The organism is Collimonas arenae, from assembly GCF_001584165.1.
Lineage (GTDB): Bacteria > Pseudomonadota > Gammaproteobacteria > Burkholderiales > Burkholderiaceae_D > Collimonas > Collimonas arenae.
In genome coordinates this window covers 667945-684279 of sequence record NZ_CP013233.1, presented here as the reverse complement: position 1 = coordinate 684279, position 16335 = coordinate 667945, and the positions used below count along the sequence as shown (strand labels likewise).

General features: G+C 57.8%; 11 protein-coding genes, 3 pseudogenes and 1 riboswitch. Of the genes and pseudogenes, 6 read left to right on the top strand and 8 right to left on the bottom strand.

Translation table 11 applies throughout. The features are described from left to right. Positions 1–52: 52 nt before the first annotated feature. Together CAter10_RS03255 and polA are read right to left on the bottom strand one after the other, a co-directional pair. Positions 53–937 (bottom strand): dienelactone hydrolase family protein, encoded by an 885-nt coding sequence (locus CAter10_RS03255; RefSeq protein ID WP_061532265.1) that lies wholly within the window; start codon positions 935–937, stop codon positions 53–55. Positions 938–987: 50 nt separating this feature from the next. After that, positions 988–3768 carry a DNA polymerase I gene (gene polA / locus CAter10_RS03250; RefSeq protein WP_061532264.1) on the bottom strand — a complete coding sequence of 927 codons (2781 nt, stop codon included), beginning with the start codon at positions 3766–3768 and terminating at the stop codon, positions 988–990. On the opposite strand from polA, the gene CAter10_RS03245 reads away from it, so the two are divergent. The 4 genes and pseudogenes from CAter10_RS03245 to CAter10_RS03230 all read left to right on the top strand — a co-directional run bounded on the left by CAter10_RS03245 (position 3769) and on the right by CAter10_RS03230 (position 7007). Beyond that, entirely contained in the window at positions 3769–4506 is a 738-nt protein-coding gene (locus CAter10_RS03245) for an LOG family protein (RefSeq protein ID WP_061532263.1), read from the top strand. Positions 4507–4691: 185 nt separating this feature from the next. Beyond that, entirely contained in the window at positions 4692–5120 is a 429-nt protein-coding gene (locus CAter10_RS03240; RefSeq protein WP_061532262.1) for a DUF2782 domain-containing protein, read from the top strand. Between the two features lie 118 nt (positions 5121–5238). Further along, the gene (locus CAter10_RS03235; protein WP_061532261.1) at positions 5239–6195 is read left to right on the top strand and encodes a homoserine kinase; all 957 of its coding nucleotides are present in this window, start codon (positions 5239–5241) and stop codon (positions 6193–6195) included. Between the two features lie 15 nt (positions 6196–6210). Next, positions 6211–7007, top strand: a pseudogene (locus tag CAter10_RS03230) (BPSS1780 family membrane protein). Positions 7008–7095: 88 nt separating this feature from the next. Here CAter10_RS03230 and CAter10_RS03225 read toward each other — a convergent pair. After that, positions 7096–9374 (bottom strand): annotated as a pseudogene (locus CAter10_RS03225) (UvrD-helicase domain-containing protein). A 179-nt stretch (positions 9375–9553) separates the two neighbouring features. Here CAter10_RS03225 and CAter10_RS03220 point away from each other — a divergent pair. Beyond that, entirely contained in the window at positions 9554–10780 is a 1227-nt protein-coding gene (locus CAter10_RS03220) for an MFS transporter (protein ID WP_061532260.1), read from the top strand. Positions 10781–10904: 124 nt separating this feature from the next. Continuing rightward, positions 10905–11393: a Dps family protein gene (locus CAter10_RS03215; protein WP_061532259.1), complete on the top strand. Its 489-nt coding sequence runs from the start codon at positions 10905–10907 to the stop codon at positions 11391–11393. 8 nt (positions 11394–11401) lie between these two features. Here the strand turns inward: CAter10_RS03215 and thiE are convergent, their stop codons facing one another. From thiE to thiC, 5 genes and pseudogenes are all read right to left on the bottom strand, one after another. Then, complete coding sequence (thiE, locus tag CAter10_RS03210; protein ID WP_061532258.1) at positions 11402–12016, bottom strand: thiamine phosphate synthase; 615 nt, start codon at positions 12014–12016, stop codon at positions 11402–11404. Positions 12017–12020: 4 nt separating this feature from the next. Further along, positions 12021–12785 (bottom strand): bifunctional hydroxymethylpyrimidine kinase/phosphomethylpyrimidine kinase, encoded by a 765-nt coding sequence (gene thiD, locus CAter10_RS03205; RefSeq protein WP_231879278.1) that lies wholly within the window; start codon positions 12783–12785, stop codon positions 12021–12023. An 82-nt stretch (positions 12786–12867) separates the two neighbouring features. Further along, positions 12868–13661, bottom strand: a pseudogene (locus CAter10_RS03200) (thiazole synthase); the annotation flags it as partial. A 175-nt stretch (positions 13662–13836) separates the two neighbouring features. After that, complete coding sequence (thiS, locus tag CAter10_RS03195; RefSeq protein ID WP_082798033.1) at positions 13837–14037, bottom strand: sulfur carrier protein ThiS; 201 nt, start codon at positions 14035–14037, stop codon at positions 13837–13839. Between the two features lie 8 nt (positions 14038–14045). Further along, positions 14046–15959: a phosphomethylpyrimidine synthase ThiC gene (gene thiC / locus CAter10_RS03190; RefSeq protein WP_061532255.1), complete on the bottom strand. Its 1914-nt coding sequence runs from the start codon at positions 15957–15959 to the stop codon at positions 14046–14048. 97 nt (positions 15960–16056) lie between these two features. Beyond that, positions 16057–16163, bottom strand: a riboswitch (TPP riboswitch). Between the last annotated feature and the right edge of the window lie 172 nt (positions 16164–16335).

Below are 16335 nucleotides of genomic sequence, written 5' to 3'. Positions count from 1 at the left end.
TGAAAAGCCTCGCGGCACCATGCGCTACGAAGCCCCCGCCCATCGCGTCACATCAGCTCACGCCATGCGCCCTGAACCAGGCCAAAACCCGCTTCCACCCGTCCTTGGCGTCCGCTTCAACGTAGCTGGGCCGGTAATCGGCATTAAATGCGTGGCCGGAATTCGGATACACGACAAATTCTGACTTACTGCTGCCCTTGGCCAGCGCCTCTTTCATTTGCGCCACATGTTCCTGGGTAATCCCCTGATCCTTGCCACCATACAGGCCAAGCACCGGCACTTTCAGGGTCGGTGCGATGTCGACCGGTTGTTTGGGCGTCAGCTCGTTGCGCTCGCCGACCAGGCCGCCATACCATGCTGCGGCCACCTTCACCTTCGGATTATGGCTGGCATACAGCCACGTAATACGGCCGCCCCAGCAGAAGCCGGTGATCGCCAGCTTGTCGACGTTGCCGCCATTTTCCTTGGCCCAGGCGACGCAGGCATCGATATCCCCCATCACCTGATCGTCCGGCACTTTCGAAATCACGTTTTTATACAACTCGGGAATCGATGCAAAAGCCGCCGGATTGCCCTGGCGAATGAACAAATCCGGAGCAATCGCCAGGTAACCCAGTTTGGCAAAACGTCGCGCAATATCGGCAATGTGTTCGTGCACACCGAAAATTTCGGAAATCACCAGCACCACGGGCAGATTGGTTTTTCCCTCTGGCTGCGCACGATAGATCGGCACACTGAGGCCATTCTGCTGGATTTCGAGCGCCCCGGCGGTGAGACCGACCGCATCGGTCTTGATTACGGTCTGCGCGGTAACCGGCATCACCGCAGCGGCAAACCCGGTGCCCAGTGTCGTCTTCAGGAAGGTGCGGCGATCCACCTCGCCTGACAAGCTGGTTTTCGCTACCAGACTATCGAAATCCTCTTCTAAATTCGGCATCTAAGCTCTCCTTCAAAATTGACTATCAACGATCGATTTGCACATCACCATCAATGCGCTTCATCCCAATTCTTCCCGACTCCCACTTCCGCAATCAGCGGCACCCGCAGCTCAGCCACGCCGGCCATCAGTTGCGGCAGCTTTACGCGCACCAGCTCCAACTCGTCCTGCGGCACCTCCAGCACAAGCTCATCGTGCACCTGCATGATCATCTTGGATTTTAACCGGTCTGTTTCAATCCAGTTTTGCACCGCGATCATCGACAATTTGATGAGGTCAGCAGCAGTGCCTTGCATTGGCGCGTTGATTGCCGCACGCTCGGCGCCCTGGCGGCGCTGGCCGTTCGGGGAATTGATTTCCGGCAGCCACAAGCGGCGTCCGAACACGGTTTCGACATAGCCTTGCGCCTTGGCCTGCACCCGCGTCTCATCCATGAATTGCTTGACGCCGGCAAAGCGCATGAAATATTTTTCGATGTACATCTGCGCCGCGGCGCGTTCGATGCCAAGGTTGCCAGCCAGGCCGAAGGCGCTCATGCCATAGATCAAACCGAAGTTGATGACCTTGGCATAACGCCGCTGCTCGCTAGTGACTTCCGCCGCTGGCGTACCGAAGATTTCGGCGGCAGTGGCACGGTGAATGTCGACGCCTTCGGCAAACGCGCGCAGCATGTTTTCATCGCCGGAAATGTGCGCCATGATGCGCAACTCGATCTGCGAATAGTCGGCCGACACGATCACGCTACCTTCTGGCGCTACGAACGCTTCACGAATACGTCGCCCTTCAGCAGTGCGGATCGGAATGTTCTGCAGGTTCGGATCGTTCGATGCCAACCGCCCCGTTACCGCCACCGCCTGCGCATAATTTGTGTGCACGCGGCCGGTATTCTGATTGACCATCTTCGGCAATTTGTCGGTGTAAGTCGATTTCAGTTTCGACAGGCTGCGATAGTCGAGCAACACCTTCGGCAGCGGGTAATCCTCGGCCAGTTTCTGCAGCACTTCTTCATCAGTCGACGGCGATCCGGACGGCGTCTTCTTGACCACCGGCAGCTTGAGTTTTTCAAACAGGATTTCACCCAACTGCTTCGGCGAACTCAGGTTGAATGGTTGCCCTGCCAGGTCATAAGCCTGCTGTTCGATTTCCAGCATGCGCTTGCCCAGTTCATTCGATTGCGTCGCCAGTCGGCTGGCATCGATCAGCACGCCGTTGCGCTCGATCTTCTGCAGCACTACCGAAGTCGGTACTTCGATTTCTTCGTAGATGAAGCGCAGCTTGGCGTCGTCGACGATATGCGGCCACATCGCCAGATGCAGCTGCAGCGTGATGTCGGCGTCCTCGGCCGCATATTCGGTGGCGCGGCCGATCTCGACTTCGTCAAAACCGATCTGCGAAGCGCCCTTGCCGCACACTTCCTGGAACGTGATGGTCTGGTGATTCAGATGGCGTAACGCCAGGCTATCCATGTCATGGCTGCGATGCGATTCGAACACATAGGACTCAAGCAACGTGTCGTGCACGATGCCGCGCAGGTTCACGCCCTGGTTGGCGAAAATATGGCTGTCGTATTTGAGGTTTTGGCCGACCTTCGGTTTGCTGTCGTCTTCCAGCCACGCACGCATTTTTTCCAGCACGAATTCGCGCGACAATTGCGCCGGCGCATCCTGGTAACGATGCGCCACCGGAATGTAGGCAGCGGTACCGACTTCGCAGCACAGCGAGATGCCAACCAATTGCGCCGTCATCGGTTCAAGCGACGTAGTTTCCGTATCGACCGCAGTCAAGGTAGCGCCGTCGATACGCTTTAGCCATTGATCCAGCTGGGCTTCCGTCAGCACGGTTTCGTAGTGCCGCTCCACTTTGGAAAAGAGGCTGCTTTGCGCCGGCTCGGCGCCGCCCTGCGCACTCTTCGCCACACTATCGTTGTCAGCAGTTTTGCCGGCGCCTTCCGCAACAACGGCAGTATCTCCCGGCCCGCTCAGTTCGCGCAGCCAGGTCTTGAAGTTATAACGGGTAAACAATTCGATCAGGGTGTCTTTATCCTGTTCCGGCGCCTTCAGCGATTCGGGGATCGACACCATGTGCGCGCTCAGGTCGCAATCGGTTTTTACTGTCACCAGTTCCTTCGCCTTCGGCAGCCAGTCCAGCACTTGGCGCAGGTTCTCGCCCACCGCGCCGCCGATGTTGGCCGCATTTGCGATGACTGCATCAACGGTATCATATTGCGCCAGCCATTTGACCGCGGTCTTCGGACCGACCTTGGCGACACCCGGAATATTGTCGACGGTATCGCCGATCAATGTCAGGTAATCGACGATGCGTTCCGGCGGCACGCCAAACTTGGCGATCACACCGGCGCGGTCGAGCTTCTCATTGTTCATCGTATTGATCAGCGTCACATGATCGTTGACCAATTGCGCCAGATCCTTGTCACCGGTCGAGACCACTGCGTCCATGCCGTGCGCAACCGCCTGCACCGTCAGCGTGCCGATCACGTCATCGGCTTCCACGCCTTCGACCATCAGGATCGGCCAGCCCATCGCACGCACGGCGGCGTGAATTGGCGTAATCTGTTTAACCAGATCCTCCGGCATGGATGCCCTGGTGGCCTTGTAGTCGGCGTACATGTCGTCGCGAAAAGTTTTACCTTTTGCATCGAACACACAGGCAAGGTAAGCTGCGGGGTAGTCAATGCGCAAACGGCGCAGCATATTGATGATGCCGTATAGTGCGCCGGTCGGTTCATTGGCGGCATTGCGCATATCGGGTAGCGCATGAAAGGCCCGGTAAAGATAACTGGAACCATCAACTAACAGCAGGGTTTTTTGCATATGGAATTGAACGGAAAAAATGTGCCGCGTTTGCGGCAAGTGACGGACATCGAACGCGCCACCTCAAAGAAGGCGCGCGAATCGTGGCATATGTTCACGATTATGGCAGAATTTATCGAGTCGACCGAACGCCTTTCCGAGTTGCATCCCGCAGTATCGATCTTCGGCTCGGCGCGCATCAAGTCTGACAATCCATATTATCCACTGTGCATGGATATCGCGCGGCGTTTTTCGGATGAGGGATTTGCCGTGATTTCTGGCGGTGGCCCGGGCCTGATGGAAGCTGCCAACAAAGGCGCCTTCGAAGGCAAATCGCCGTCGGTCGGTCTGAACATCGAATTGCCGCATGAGCAAAGCGGAAACAAATGGCAGGACATCTCGCTCAGCTTCCGCCATTTCTTTGCCCGCAAGGTTGCATTCGTGCGCTATGCCGATGCCTATATTGTCTTGCCTGGCGGTTTCGGCACGATGGATGAATTGACCGAGGTGCTGACCCTGATCCAGACCGGCAAATGCCGCCACATCCCGATCATTCTGGTCGGCAGCAGCTTCTGGAGCGGCCTGATGGACTGGTTCCGTACCCAACTGGTTGGCGATGGCATGATTGCCGCCAAGGATATGGACTTGATCCAGGTACTTGACGATCCAGCCGAGATCCTCGATGCGGTGGTGAAATTCTATGAAGCCGGCGAAACCGTCATGGCCGAGTCCGATCGCCATACAGGGGTGCTGTTGTAACATTTCGGCATGAATTAATTAATATTTCGCCAATAACTGCCGGCTTGATGCAGCGATAGGAACGGGCGCCTGAATTTACCGGAATCGGTGGAACAAGGCCGCCTTATTGCCTATCGAGGCCGGCGGTTTGTTACAATGGAGACTCGCTTCCACATCTTGTTTTAACCAAGGTAGCCCAAATTCACATGAATAAATCCAAAGTCTGGCAACTATTGGCAATTTGCATTGCCTCGATTGCAACACCGGTGCTGGTGAGTGCTCAGCAACCAGCCCAGACCGTCGCCCCGCCGCCGCCCGAACTCCAAAAGCTCGACGAAGGTGAAGCACCGGCCGTGACAGTCCGCAAACCGGGCGAAGGCCCTGCCGACATCACCGAAAAACGCGAACAGGGCCGTGTTACCGAAGTCAAGGTCAACAGCGGCGGCAGCACTTATTATGTGAAACCGCAATCGCAAGCCGGCACCCTGGGGCCAAATGACGGACCGGTGCGCGGCGCGCAATGGCAGATCAAGGAATTCGATCTGGGCCAGAAACCGCGCAAGGAAGGCGAAGCAGCTCAAACCAATGGCGATCCTGGACTGCCGCCACCAGCCATGCCGGCGCCCCAGAACTAGCAACGGCAACAACAAGCAACCATGCGGTTAATGCGCGGAATCAATACACATTAGCCGCGCATTTGCCGCCTATTTATTCCAACATAGTCTTAACGTTGTTCTTTCCCCGATTTTTCCCATGGCAGTATTTACTCCCGTCACACTAGACGATCTCTCGCAGTGGATTCCCCCCTTCTCGTTAGGCAAGGCGCTGGCAATCAGAGGGATTTCCTCCGGCATCGAAAACAGCAATTTTTTCATCAATACCGAGCGCGGCGAGTATGTGCTGACAGTGTTTGAAAAGCTCACTTTCGAACAACTGCCGTTCTACCTGGAATTGATGCGCCACCTGGCGCAACGAGGCGTGCTGGTGCCGGAGCCGATCGCCAACAGCCAAGGGCAGATCATCAACCCTCTGCACGGCAAACCAGCTGCAATCGTTACCAAACTGGCCGGCGATTGCCAACTGGCGCCGGCGGCGGTACATTGCGCTGAGGTGGGCGCAATGCTGGCAAAAATGCATCTGGCGGCACAGGATTTCCCCATCCGCCAGCCTAATTTGCGCGGTTTGCCATGGTGGCGCGAAACGGCGCCGGTGGTATTGCCGTATCTGCCGGCAGAAGGACAGCAATTGCTGCATGACGAAATGGTGTTCCAGGAAGCCTTCGCCGCCTCGGATATCTATCGTCAACTGCCGAACGGGCCGGTCCACGCCGATCTGTTCCGCAACAATGTCATGTTCGACGGCGACCAGCTGACCGGATTTTTCGATTTCTATTTTGCCGGTTGCGATACCTGGCTGTTTGACCTGGCGGTGACGGTCAACGACTGGTGCATCGACCTCGACAGCGGCGTGCTGGACAACGCCAGAGTGCGCGCCATGCTCGACGCCTATCATGCGGTGCGGCCGTTCAGCGCCGCCGAACAGACGGCGTGGCAGCCGATGCTGCGAGCCGGGGCGTTGCGCTTCTGGCTGTCGCGACTGTACGACTTTTACTTGCCTCGTGCTGCGGAAATGCTAACGCCGCACGACCCAAGCCACTTTGAACGAATTTTGCGGCAGCGCGTGGCGCACCCTGCTCCTGCCCTGTATTGATTGTTGATGGAAACGATGGAAAAACTGCCTGCAAAAACCGGATGGACCTGGATCAAAGAGGGGTTTGCGCTATTTCGCAAGCAACCGGCTGAAATATCCACGCTATTCCTCGGATACATGTTCCTGATGCTGCTGCTCAATTTCGTGCCAGTGCTGGGCAGATTTTGCCGCTGGTCCTGATCCCGGTATTTGCGATGTCCTTCATGGAAGCGTGTGTCCATATCGAGCAGGGCAAACGCGTCTTCCCGAATCTGCTGCTGGTCGGCTTCCGCTCTCCTGCAATCAAGAATCTGCTGATCCTTGGCGTGCTGTACCTGATCGCCGGCGTCGTCGCGATTGGTGCATCTGCGCTGGTTGATGGTGGCATGTTCTGGATGACATTGACCGGCCAGACCTCGCTCGATGCAAAAGAAATACAGGATTCCAGCATGTCGCTGGGGATGCTGTTTTCCGCCGTGGTGTACACGCCGGCAGCCATGGCATTCTGGTATGCCGCGCCGCTCATCATGTGGAAAAAAATGAGCGTCTCGAAGGCAGTGTTCTACAGCTTCTTTGCCGTATGGCGCGAAATGAAAGCATTTACCGTGTACGGTCTGGCATGGGCGGCCATCGGCGTCATGCTGCCGGCAATCATCAGCGTGCTGATTGCACTGCTGATCGGCAATGCGGCAGTCACCATGATGGTCCTACTGCCGCTGTCGATTGCCTTGACGGTGGTGATGTACTGCTCTTTCTATCCGACCTACACTCACATTTTCGGCAGGCCCGAAGAAGATTTGCCGTTGCCGCCGGCAACCGAACCCCAAGAATAAATAACCGGACGTAGGGTGGGCAGGATTTTTCTGCCCACGCGTTGCTGCAAGGCCCCACGCCACTCAGGCGCGGGCACAGGCGCCAACCCTACGCCACCTTCTCCAGCTTCGCCACGCTCAAATCGAGCAGCTTCATCCCATGCCTGCCGAAGTTGATATGTGCACGCGCGTTACCGCCGCTGCCTTCAATATTGACGATCACTCCTTCGCCGAATTTCTGGTGCGCGACATTTTCTCCGATACGCCAGCCGATATCGCGCTTGCCGAAATTCTTGGAGATTGAATTCGCCGCCTTCTCCGGCGCCTCGTCCCATGCCGACTTCGGATTGGCGAACCAGCTATGCTGCTGCACCTTCGGCGATAGCCATTTCAACGCCTCTTCCGGCAACTCGTCGAAGAAACGCGAGCGCATGTTGTAGCGAGTCTGGCCGTGCAGCATGCGAGTCTGTGAAAAGCTCATGTACAAGCGCTTCTTGGCGCGGGTGATGGCGACATACATCAGGCGCCGCTCCTCTTCCACGCCGGCATCTTCCTTCTGCGAATTCTCGTGCGGGAACAAACCCTCTTCCAGCCCGGTAATGAACACCGCGTCGAATTCCAATCCCTTGGCGGAGTGCACCGTCATCAATTGCAAGGCTTCCTCACCGGCCTGGGCCTGGTTGTTGCCAGCCTCCAGCGACGCATGCGAGAGGAAAGCCGACAACGGCGACATGACCGTCGCCAATGGCGCATCGGCATCAAAAATCTCAATGCCGTCGGCGGTAGTAATCGCCGCTCCCGACACCGCTTGCGCCTTCGGCCCAACAAGGCCGGCGCATCGATACCGAATCCTTCTTCTGAAACAAACAGGGTCGCAGCATTCACCAGCTGCTCCAGATTCTCGATGCGGTCGGCGCCTTCTTTTTCAGTCTGGTAATGCTTCAACAGTCCGCTCAGATCGAGCACCACCTGTACCATTTCCGGCAGCGGCAAATGCTGGGTTTCAAAGCGCCCGCCTTCAATCAACTTGAGGAAAGAGCCAAGCGTCGCGCCAGCTTTTCCGGCCACATATGGCACCGCCGCGTACAGGGAAATGCCATATTGTTTTGCCGCATCCTGCAATTGCTCCAGCGAACGCGCGCCAATGCCGCGCGCCGGAAAATTCACCACGCGCAGGAAAGCCGAATCATTGTGCGGATTGTCCATCAACTGCAGATAAGCAATCGCGTGCTTGACTTCAGCACGTTCAAAATAGCGCTGGCCGCCGTACACCCGGTATGGAATGCCGGACGCCACCAAAGCATGTTCGATCACGCGCGATTGCGCATTCGAGCGGTACAGCACGGCGATTTCGCTGCGGCTGGCGCCGTCGTTGATCAGGCTCTTGGTTTCTTCGACGATCCACTGTGCCTCCTGCAAATCGCTGGTGGCTTCATAGATGCGTACCGGCTCGCCATGTCCGGCATCAGTGCGCAGATTCTTGCCAAGGCGCTTGCTGTTGTTGGCGATCAGGGTATTCGCGCTGTCGAGGATGTGGCCATGCGAACGATAGTTCTGTTCCAGCTTGATCAAATTCTCGACCCGGAACTCGCGTTCGAAAGCGCTCATGTTGCCGACGTTGGCGCCGCGGAAGGCATAGATGCTCTGATCGTCGTCGCCGACCGCGAACACCGCGCCGCGCTGCCCGGCCATCAGCTTCAGCCATTTGTATTGCAGATCGTTGGTGTCCTGGAACTCGTCGACCAGGATGTGCTGGAAGCGCGCCTGGTAATGCTCGCGCAACGGCTGGTTACGGCTCAGCAGTTCATAGGTACGCAACAGCAATTCGGCGAAGTCGACCACGCCTTCGCGCTGGCATTGCTGGTCGTACAGATCGTACAGCTCGACGAACTTGCGGTTGTAATCGTCATTGGCCTCGACATCGTTGGCACGCAGCCCCTGATCCTTGGCGCCGTTGATGAAGTACATCAGATTCCGCGGTGGATATTTTTCATCGTCGACATTCATCGATTTCAGCAGACGCTTGATCGCTGACAGCTGGTCCTGCGAATCAAGAATCTGGAAAGTCTGCGGCAATCCGGCATCGCGATAATGCGCGCGCAGCAAGCGATTGCACAAGCCGTGGAAAGTGCCGATCCACATGCCGCGCGTGTTGATCGGCAGCATCGCCGACAAACGCGTCATCATTTCCTTGGAAGCCTTGTTGGTAAACGTCACGGCCAGCACACCAGCCGGCGACACCTGGCCGGTCTGGATCAGCCAGGCAATGCGCGTGGTCAGGACCCGGGTTTTGCCGGAGCCTGCGCCCGCCAGGATCAGTGCGGATTGCGCCGGCAAGGTTACTGCCGCCAGCTGCTCTTGATTGAGGTTATGAAGAAGATTTTGCATCCCGCCATTATAAGCTGCGCGGGTGATGCCTGAAGTCTAGTTCTCCGTGCTTATACGAAGCACCTACGGAACAGCAATTGTGCTCGCCAGCAGCATCCTGACTGGAAGAGTAAAATACTGCGTTGCATCATTGTCCACTCTGGGCGCCTTCCAAAAAATCAACCAAGCCGTCTAATATCATGCCCGAAGAAGTTCGCCTCGACCGCGCCAGCCAGCCGCGGTCAGAGGCCGCCGTTACGTTTCAAATCGTCTCCACCGCATTTTTTACGTTCATTTGCTATTTGGCAATTGGCATCCCGCTGGCTGTCCTGCCCGGCTATGTCCACGTTGACCTGGGCTACAGCTCGGTATTGGCCGGGCTGGCGATCAGCATGCAATACCTGGCTACCCTGCTGAGCCGTCCGCTGGCCGGCCGCATGGCGGACTCGGTCGGGCCCAAGACTGCGGTTCTGCGCGGCCTGGTTGGTTGCAGCATCAGCGGCGTATTCCTGCTGGTGGCGGCGTTCTTCACCCATATTCCGGCATTGAGCCTGGCCATCCTGCTGATCGGGCGATTGGTGCTCGGCTGCGGCGAAAGCATGGTCGGCACCGGCGCCATCACCTGGGGTATCGGCCAGGTCGGCGCCCAACATACGGCGCGCATGATTTCCTGGAACGGCATCGCCACTTACGGCGCACTGGCCATCGGCGCCCCGCTCGGCGTGGTGATCGCGCATACATGGGGCCTGGCGGCGGTTGGTGCAACGGTCGCCGTGCTGTCGGCCGGCGGCTTCTTTCTGGCGCGCATGAAAGCGCCGACTGCGGTGGTGCGCGGCGAGCATCTGCCATTCGGTAATGTATTGCGCCGGGTATTCCCGCACGGCATGGGCCTGGCGTTGGGCTCAATCGGCTTCGGTTCGATTGCCACCTTCATCACCCTGTTCTACGCCAGCCGTCACTGGCCGAATGCGGCTTTTTCTCTAACGCTGTTCGGTACTTTCTTCGTCGGCGCGCGACTGCTGTTTGCCCGCACCATCTCGCAATTCGGTGGATTCCGCGTATCGATCGTCTGTTTCTCGGTGGAAGCGATCGGCCTGCTGCTGCTGTGGCAAGCCAGCTCGCCGCCGATGGCGCTGGTCGGTGCAGCGCTCACCGGCTTCGGCTTTGCCTTGATCTTCCCGGCGCTTGGCGTGGAGGCAGTAAACCTGGTGCCGGCCAATAATCGCGGCAGCGCGCTGGGCGCGTATTCGGTATTCCTGGACCTGGCGCTGGGCGTTACCGGTCCGCTGGCGGGCTTGATCGTCAGCGAATTCGGCTATCCAGAAGTATTCCTGTTTGCCGCGATCGCATCGCTGGCGGCAGTAGCGTTGACAGTCAACATGTATCGCCGCTCCCAGGCAAAGGCGAATCCCGTAACTAGCGGCTAACCGGTCTGCGGCGTGGCGCAAAACGCGCCGCATTTTTTGGCGGTTTGCCTTGCCGACCTTGAATTGACATAAAATCAGGGTGCAAGTCTCTCATTCATACATCACTGTTAGAAGGAGCAGCACAATGGCAAAGAAAATCGTCGCGGCAATCGATATCGGCATCAGCGACAAGGATCGCAAGAAAATCGCCGACGGCCTCAGCAAACTGCTGGCCGATACCTACACTCTCTACCTGAAGACCCACAATTTCCACTGGAACGTCACAGGGCCGATGTTCAACACGCTGCACCTGATGTTCGAAACCCAGTACAACGAGCTGTGGCTGGCGGTTGACCTGATCGCCGAACGCATTCGCGCACTCGGCTATCCAGCGCCGGCCACCTACAAAGCGTTTTCCAAACTGACTTCCATTTCGGAAGAAGAAGGCGTGCCTAACGCGACCGAGATGATCCAGCAGTTGGTGACCGGCCAGGAAGCGGTGACGCGCACCGCGCGTTCGATCTTCCCGGTGGTCGACGCTGCCGCTGATGAACCAACCGCCGATCTGCTGACGCAACGCATGCAGCTGCATGAAAAGAATGCGTGGATGTTGCGCAGCTTGCTGGAAAGCTGAACGGCCGACTAGCGTTTTTCAAACAAGGCAGTGAACTCGCGTGCCGCAGCAGTTGGGTCGTCTGCAAGATAAACACTGCTGATCGCTGCCACCATATCGGCGCCGGCCGCGATCAGCGGCAGCGCATTCTCATGCGTCATGCCGCCAATGACCACATTCGGCAAGGCGATTTCAGTCTTGGCGCGCGTGACGATATCTGGTGAAGTGGTGACCGGATATTTCTTGACGCGTGACGGATAGAATCCCCCGAACGCGACATAACTGGCGCCGGCCCGATGCGCGGCATGTGCCAGTTCCAGATCTCCATAGCAGGAAGCGCCGACAATCTTGTCCGGGCCGACCAAAGCGCGCACCTCGGCCACGCTGGCATCGGTGCCGCCAACGTGAATCCCGTCCGCATCCAGTTCCATGCACAATTCAACAAAGTCATTGATGATGAATGGCCGCTGATAACGACGGCACAATGCCAGCAAAGCAGCAGCTTGCTGGCGCCGCTGCGCCGCATCGGCGGTCTTGTGCCGATATTGCAGCAATGCCGCGCCGCCTTGCAATGCCTGCTCGGTGACATGCAGCAGTTTGTCGGTGTCATCCCAATCGGGCGTGACGATGTATAGACCCTTCATGGCTCTATCCTTGCAATGTGAGATGTGAAATATGGGATGCAAGAAACGGCAGCGTCCGGCTGGGAATCCGCTGGCCCGGAGCTATCGCATAGGATGCCGCCAATGTTTGCTGGCAATAGGTTTGCGCCGCATCGATCGTCTGCTCCATATTGAATCCGCGCGCCAGCAGCGCCGACAGGGCTGCAGCAAGCGTACAACCGCTACCGTGAAACTCTCCCGGCAAGCGCGGCCAGCTCCAGTTGCGTTGCCCATTGGCGCTGAACCAGCGATTCAACACTTCATGCTGTTCCGGTCCGTGTCCGCCCTTCAGCAGCACATGCTGGCAACCACGCTCCAGCAGCAGGGCCGCCTGCTGCTCTAGACTCGCCTCTGCGCCGCACAGGCGATTCGCCTCGATCCGGTTCGGCGTGATGACTGTTGCCAGTTCAAACAGCGGCGCAATCGCAGCAATCGGATCTTCGCTTGCCAGATTATCGCCATGGCCGTTCGCCAGCACCGGATCGAACACCACCGGCAAATCCGGCCGCCGCGTGCGCAAGTCACGGATAATCGCGGCAATCACTTCGGCATTGGCGTGATTGCCGACAATACCTAGCTTGACTGCGGCGATATCGATACGACCAACCAGCACTTGCGCCTGCTGCCGCACCAATTCTGCCGCCACCGGATAAACGCCGAACACCCGTTCGTTGTCCTGTACCGTCAGCACCGTCACCACTGACAATGGGTGCGCACCAAGCGCAGCGATCGCGGTGATATCGGCTTGCATGCCGGCGCCGCCGCTCGGGTCCGAGCCGGAAAATACCAATACGCTCGGCGGTGTTGCTACCGCACTCACTTGACTCGTCCTGCATCGGTGACGATGGCGACGCCGCAAAGCGCTTCGGAATTCGGCCGGCGAGAAATGCTTCGCGTCCGGCTTCAATCGCCAGCCGCATCGCCCGCGCCATGCGGATCGGATCCTGGGCGCCGGCAATCGCCGTATTCATCAGTACGCCATCGCATCCCAGCTCCATCGCGATCGCCGCATCGGACGCCGTGCCGACACCGGCATCAACCAGCACCGGCACCTGGGCCTGTTCGATAATCAGCGACAGGTTCCACGGGTTCAAGATGCCCATGCCAGAGCCGATCAACGACGCCAGCGGCATCACCGCGACGCAACCGATCTCTTCCAGGATGCGTGCCTGGATCGGATCGTCGCTGCAATACACCATCACATCGAAACCATCCTTGACCAGCGCTTCCGCCGCCTTCAGGGTTTCCGGCATGTTCGGAACAATGTGCGTTCGTCGCCCAGCACTTCCAGCTTGGCCAGCTTATGGCCATTCAGCAGTTCACGCCCGAGTTGCAGCGTGTACACCGCGTCGGCCGCGGTATAACAGCCGGCGGTATTCGGCAGTATCGTGTAGCGCGTCGGCGGCACCACATCCAGCAGATTCGGCGCTTTCGGGTCCTGTCCGATATTGACGCGTCGGATTGCCACCGTAATGATTTCTGCGCCACTGGCTTCAGTAGCGGCGCGCGTTTGTTCCAGGTCGCGATACTTGCCGCTGCCGACCAGTAGCCGTGAGCTATAGGTCTTGCCGGCAATGGTAAGGCCGGTATCCGTTTGCCCCGTCTCGGGGATTGAGTTCAGATCCATGACAAATCCTTTAAAAGATTTCCTACGATTACCAGTGCGCATCCAAATGGCTTTGTGCCGCCTCTAGAAACCGTAGCGAACGTCTCAAGGTCTGGGTAAGAAGCGCAGCCGTACGAAAGTACGGTGAGCATCGCGGCCCAGAGATTGAGTCGCGCAGTAGGTTTATGGAGGCGGGTTACCCACCGCCGATTGCTCGGACCACATCGACTTTGTCTTGCGGCTGCAAGACGCGCTGCGGCCACAGCTTGGCCGGCACGACTTGCCGGTTGACGGCCACTGCCACCGCTTTGCCGGCCAATTCCAGTGCAACGATCAACTGCTCCAGGTTCTCGCCGTCAGGCAACGGATGCGGCGTGCCGTTGAGTACGATTTCCATCATCGACCTCACTGCTTGCTGTAGATTTCCGCGCCATTCTTGACGAACTCAATGGCCTTGACTTCCATTCCCTGCTTCAGCGCAGCGATCTCGGAAATGCCCTGTGCGGCAGCATATTCACGAACTTCTTGCGTGATCTTCATCGAGCAGAAATGCGGGCCGCACATCGAGCAGAAATGCGCCACCTTGGCGGAGTCCTTGGGCAAGGTTTCGTCATGGAATTCGCGCGCCTTGTCCGGATCGAGACCGATGTTGAACTGATCTTCCCAGCGGAATTCGAAGCGCGCTTTCGACAATGCATTGTCACGAATCTGCGCGCCCGGATGGCCCTTGGCCAAGTCGGCTGCGTGCGCCGCGATCTTGTAGGTGATGATGCCGTCCTTGACGTCGACCTTGTTCGGCAAGCCCAGATGTTCCTTCGGCGTGACGTAGCACAGCATCGCCGTGCCGTACCAGCCGATGGTGGCGGCACCGATGCCGGAGGTAATGTGGTCGTAGCCCGGTGCGATGTCGGTAGTCAACGGTCCCAGTGTATAGAACGGCGCTTCGTGGCACTGCTCCAGCTGCAGGTCCATGTTTTCCTTGATCAGGTGCATCGGCACGTGGCCCGGACCTTCGATCATCACCTGCACGTCGTGCTTCCAGGCGATCTGGGTCAGTTCACCCAGGGTCTTCAGTTCACCGAGTTGCGCTTCGTCGTTGGCGTCGTAGATCGAGCCAGGGCGCAGGCCATCGCCGAGACTGAAACTGACGTCATAGGCTTTCATGATTTCGCAAATCTCTTCGAAGTGGTCATACAGGAAGGATTCGCGATGATGTGCCAGGCACCACTTGGCCATGATGGAACCGCCGCGGCTGACGATGCCGGTCAGGCGCTTGGCGGTCATCGGCACGTATTGCAAACGCACGCCGGCGTGGATGGTGAAATAGTCGACGCCCTGCTCGGCTTGCTCGATCAGCGTGTCGCGGAAAATTTCCCAGGTCAGGTCTTCGGCTTTGCCATTGACCTTTTCCAGTGCCTGATAAATCGGCACAGTACCGATAGGCACCGGCGAATTGCGGATGATCCATTCGCGTGTTTCGTGAATGTGCTTGCCGGTCGACAAATCCATCACGTTGTCGCCGCCCCAGCGGATCGCCCAGGTCATTTTTTCGACTTCTTCGCCGATCGACGAAGTCACTGCAGAATTACCGATATTGGCGTTGATCTTGACCAGGAAATTACGGCCAATGATCATCGGTTCGATTTCCGGGTGGTTGATGTTGGCCGGAATGATGGCGCGACCGCGGGCGATTTCATCGCGCACGAATTCCGGCGTGATTTCAGCCGGCAGCGATGCACCGAACGATTGACCCGGATGCTGGCGGCCCATCAGGTCGGCCAGTTTGTTGCCCATCGGGCCGGAGGCTTTCAGCTCTTCCAGGTATTCCTTGCGGCGCATGTTTTCGCGGATCGCCACGAATTCCATTTCCGGCGTGATGATGCCCTGGCGCGCATAATGCATTTGCGAGACATTCTTGCCGGCCTTGGCGCGGCGCGGCTTGCGGTGCAGGTTGAAGCGCAGTTCCGCCAGTTTCGGATCGTTCAGGCGTTCGATGCCGTACTCCGAGCTTGGACCAGGTAGTTCTTCGGTATCGTCGCGCTCCATGATCCACGGCAGACGTGGAGTCGCCAGGCCGGAACGGATATCAATCTTGACTTCTGGATCGGTGTACGGGCCCGAGGTGTCATAGACATAAATAGGCGGATTTTTTTCGGCGCCGAACGAAGCCGGCGTATCCGACTGGCTGATCTGGCGCATCGGCACACGGATGTCGGGGCGCGAACCGGTCACATAGATCTTGCGGGAATTCGGTAACGGATGGATTGCAGCTTCATCCACCGTGGCAGTGGCGGATAAGAATTTTGGGTTGGCATTCATTTTGGCTCCTTTGCTTGTCATTCATGGCTTGGAGCCAGCAAAGGAGTTTTCGAGTCTAGCGGCGCGGGATCACTGTGATGCGTGGTGAATCGGCCGACAACAATCTCGACAGCTTCCCTTCGCTGGCATTACCCAGATCAGGTTCGAGGGTATTTCTCACCCGATTGCATTACATTTCAGCAATCAGGACCCCTAGCGTTTTGCCGCCTTGGGTTCAATACCAAGACAGCGGAGAGAATTCTACACCCGCAATCCGCCCGCGGTATATCAAAAATGCGGGCTTCCTTATCTCAGGTCAAGTATAGAAGGCGTGCATAGGCAACAAATTCGGCGGCGCGCTTGTCATTACGTCAAAAAAACCGCCTCCCGGCCTGCA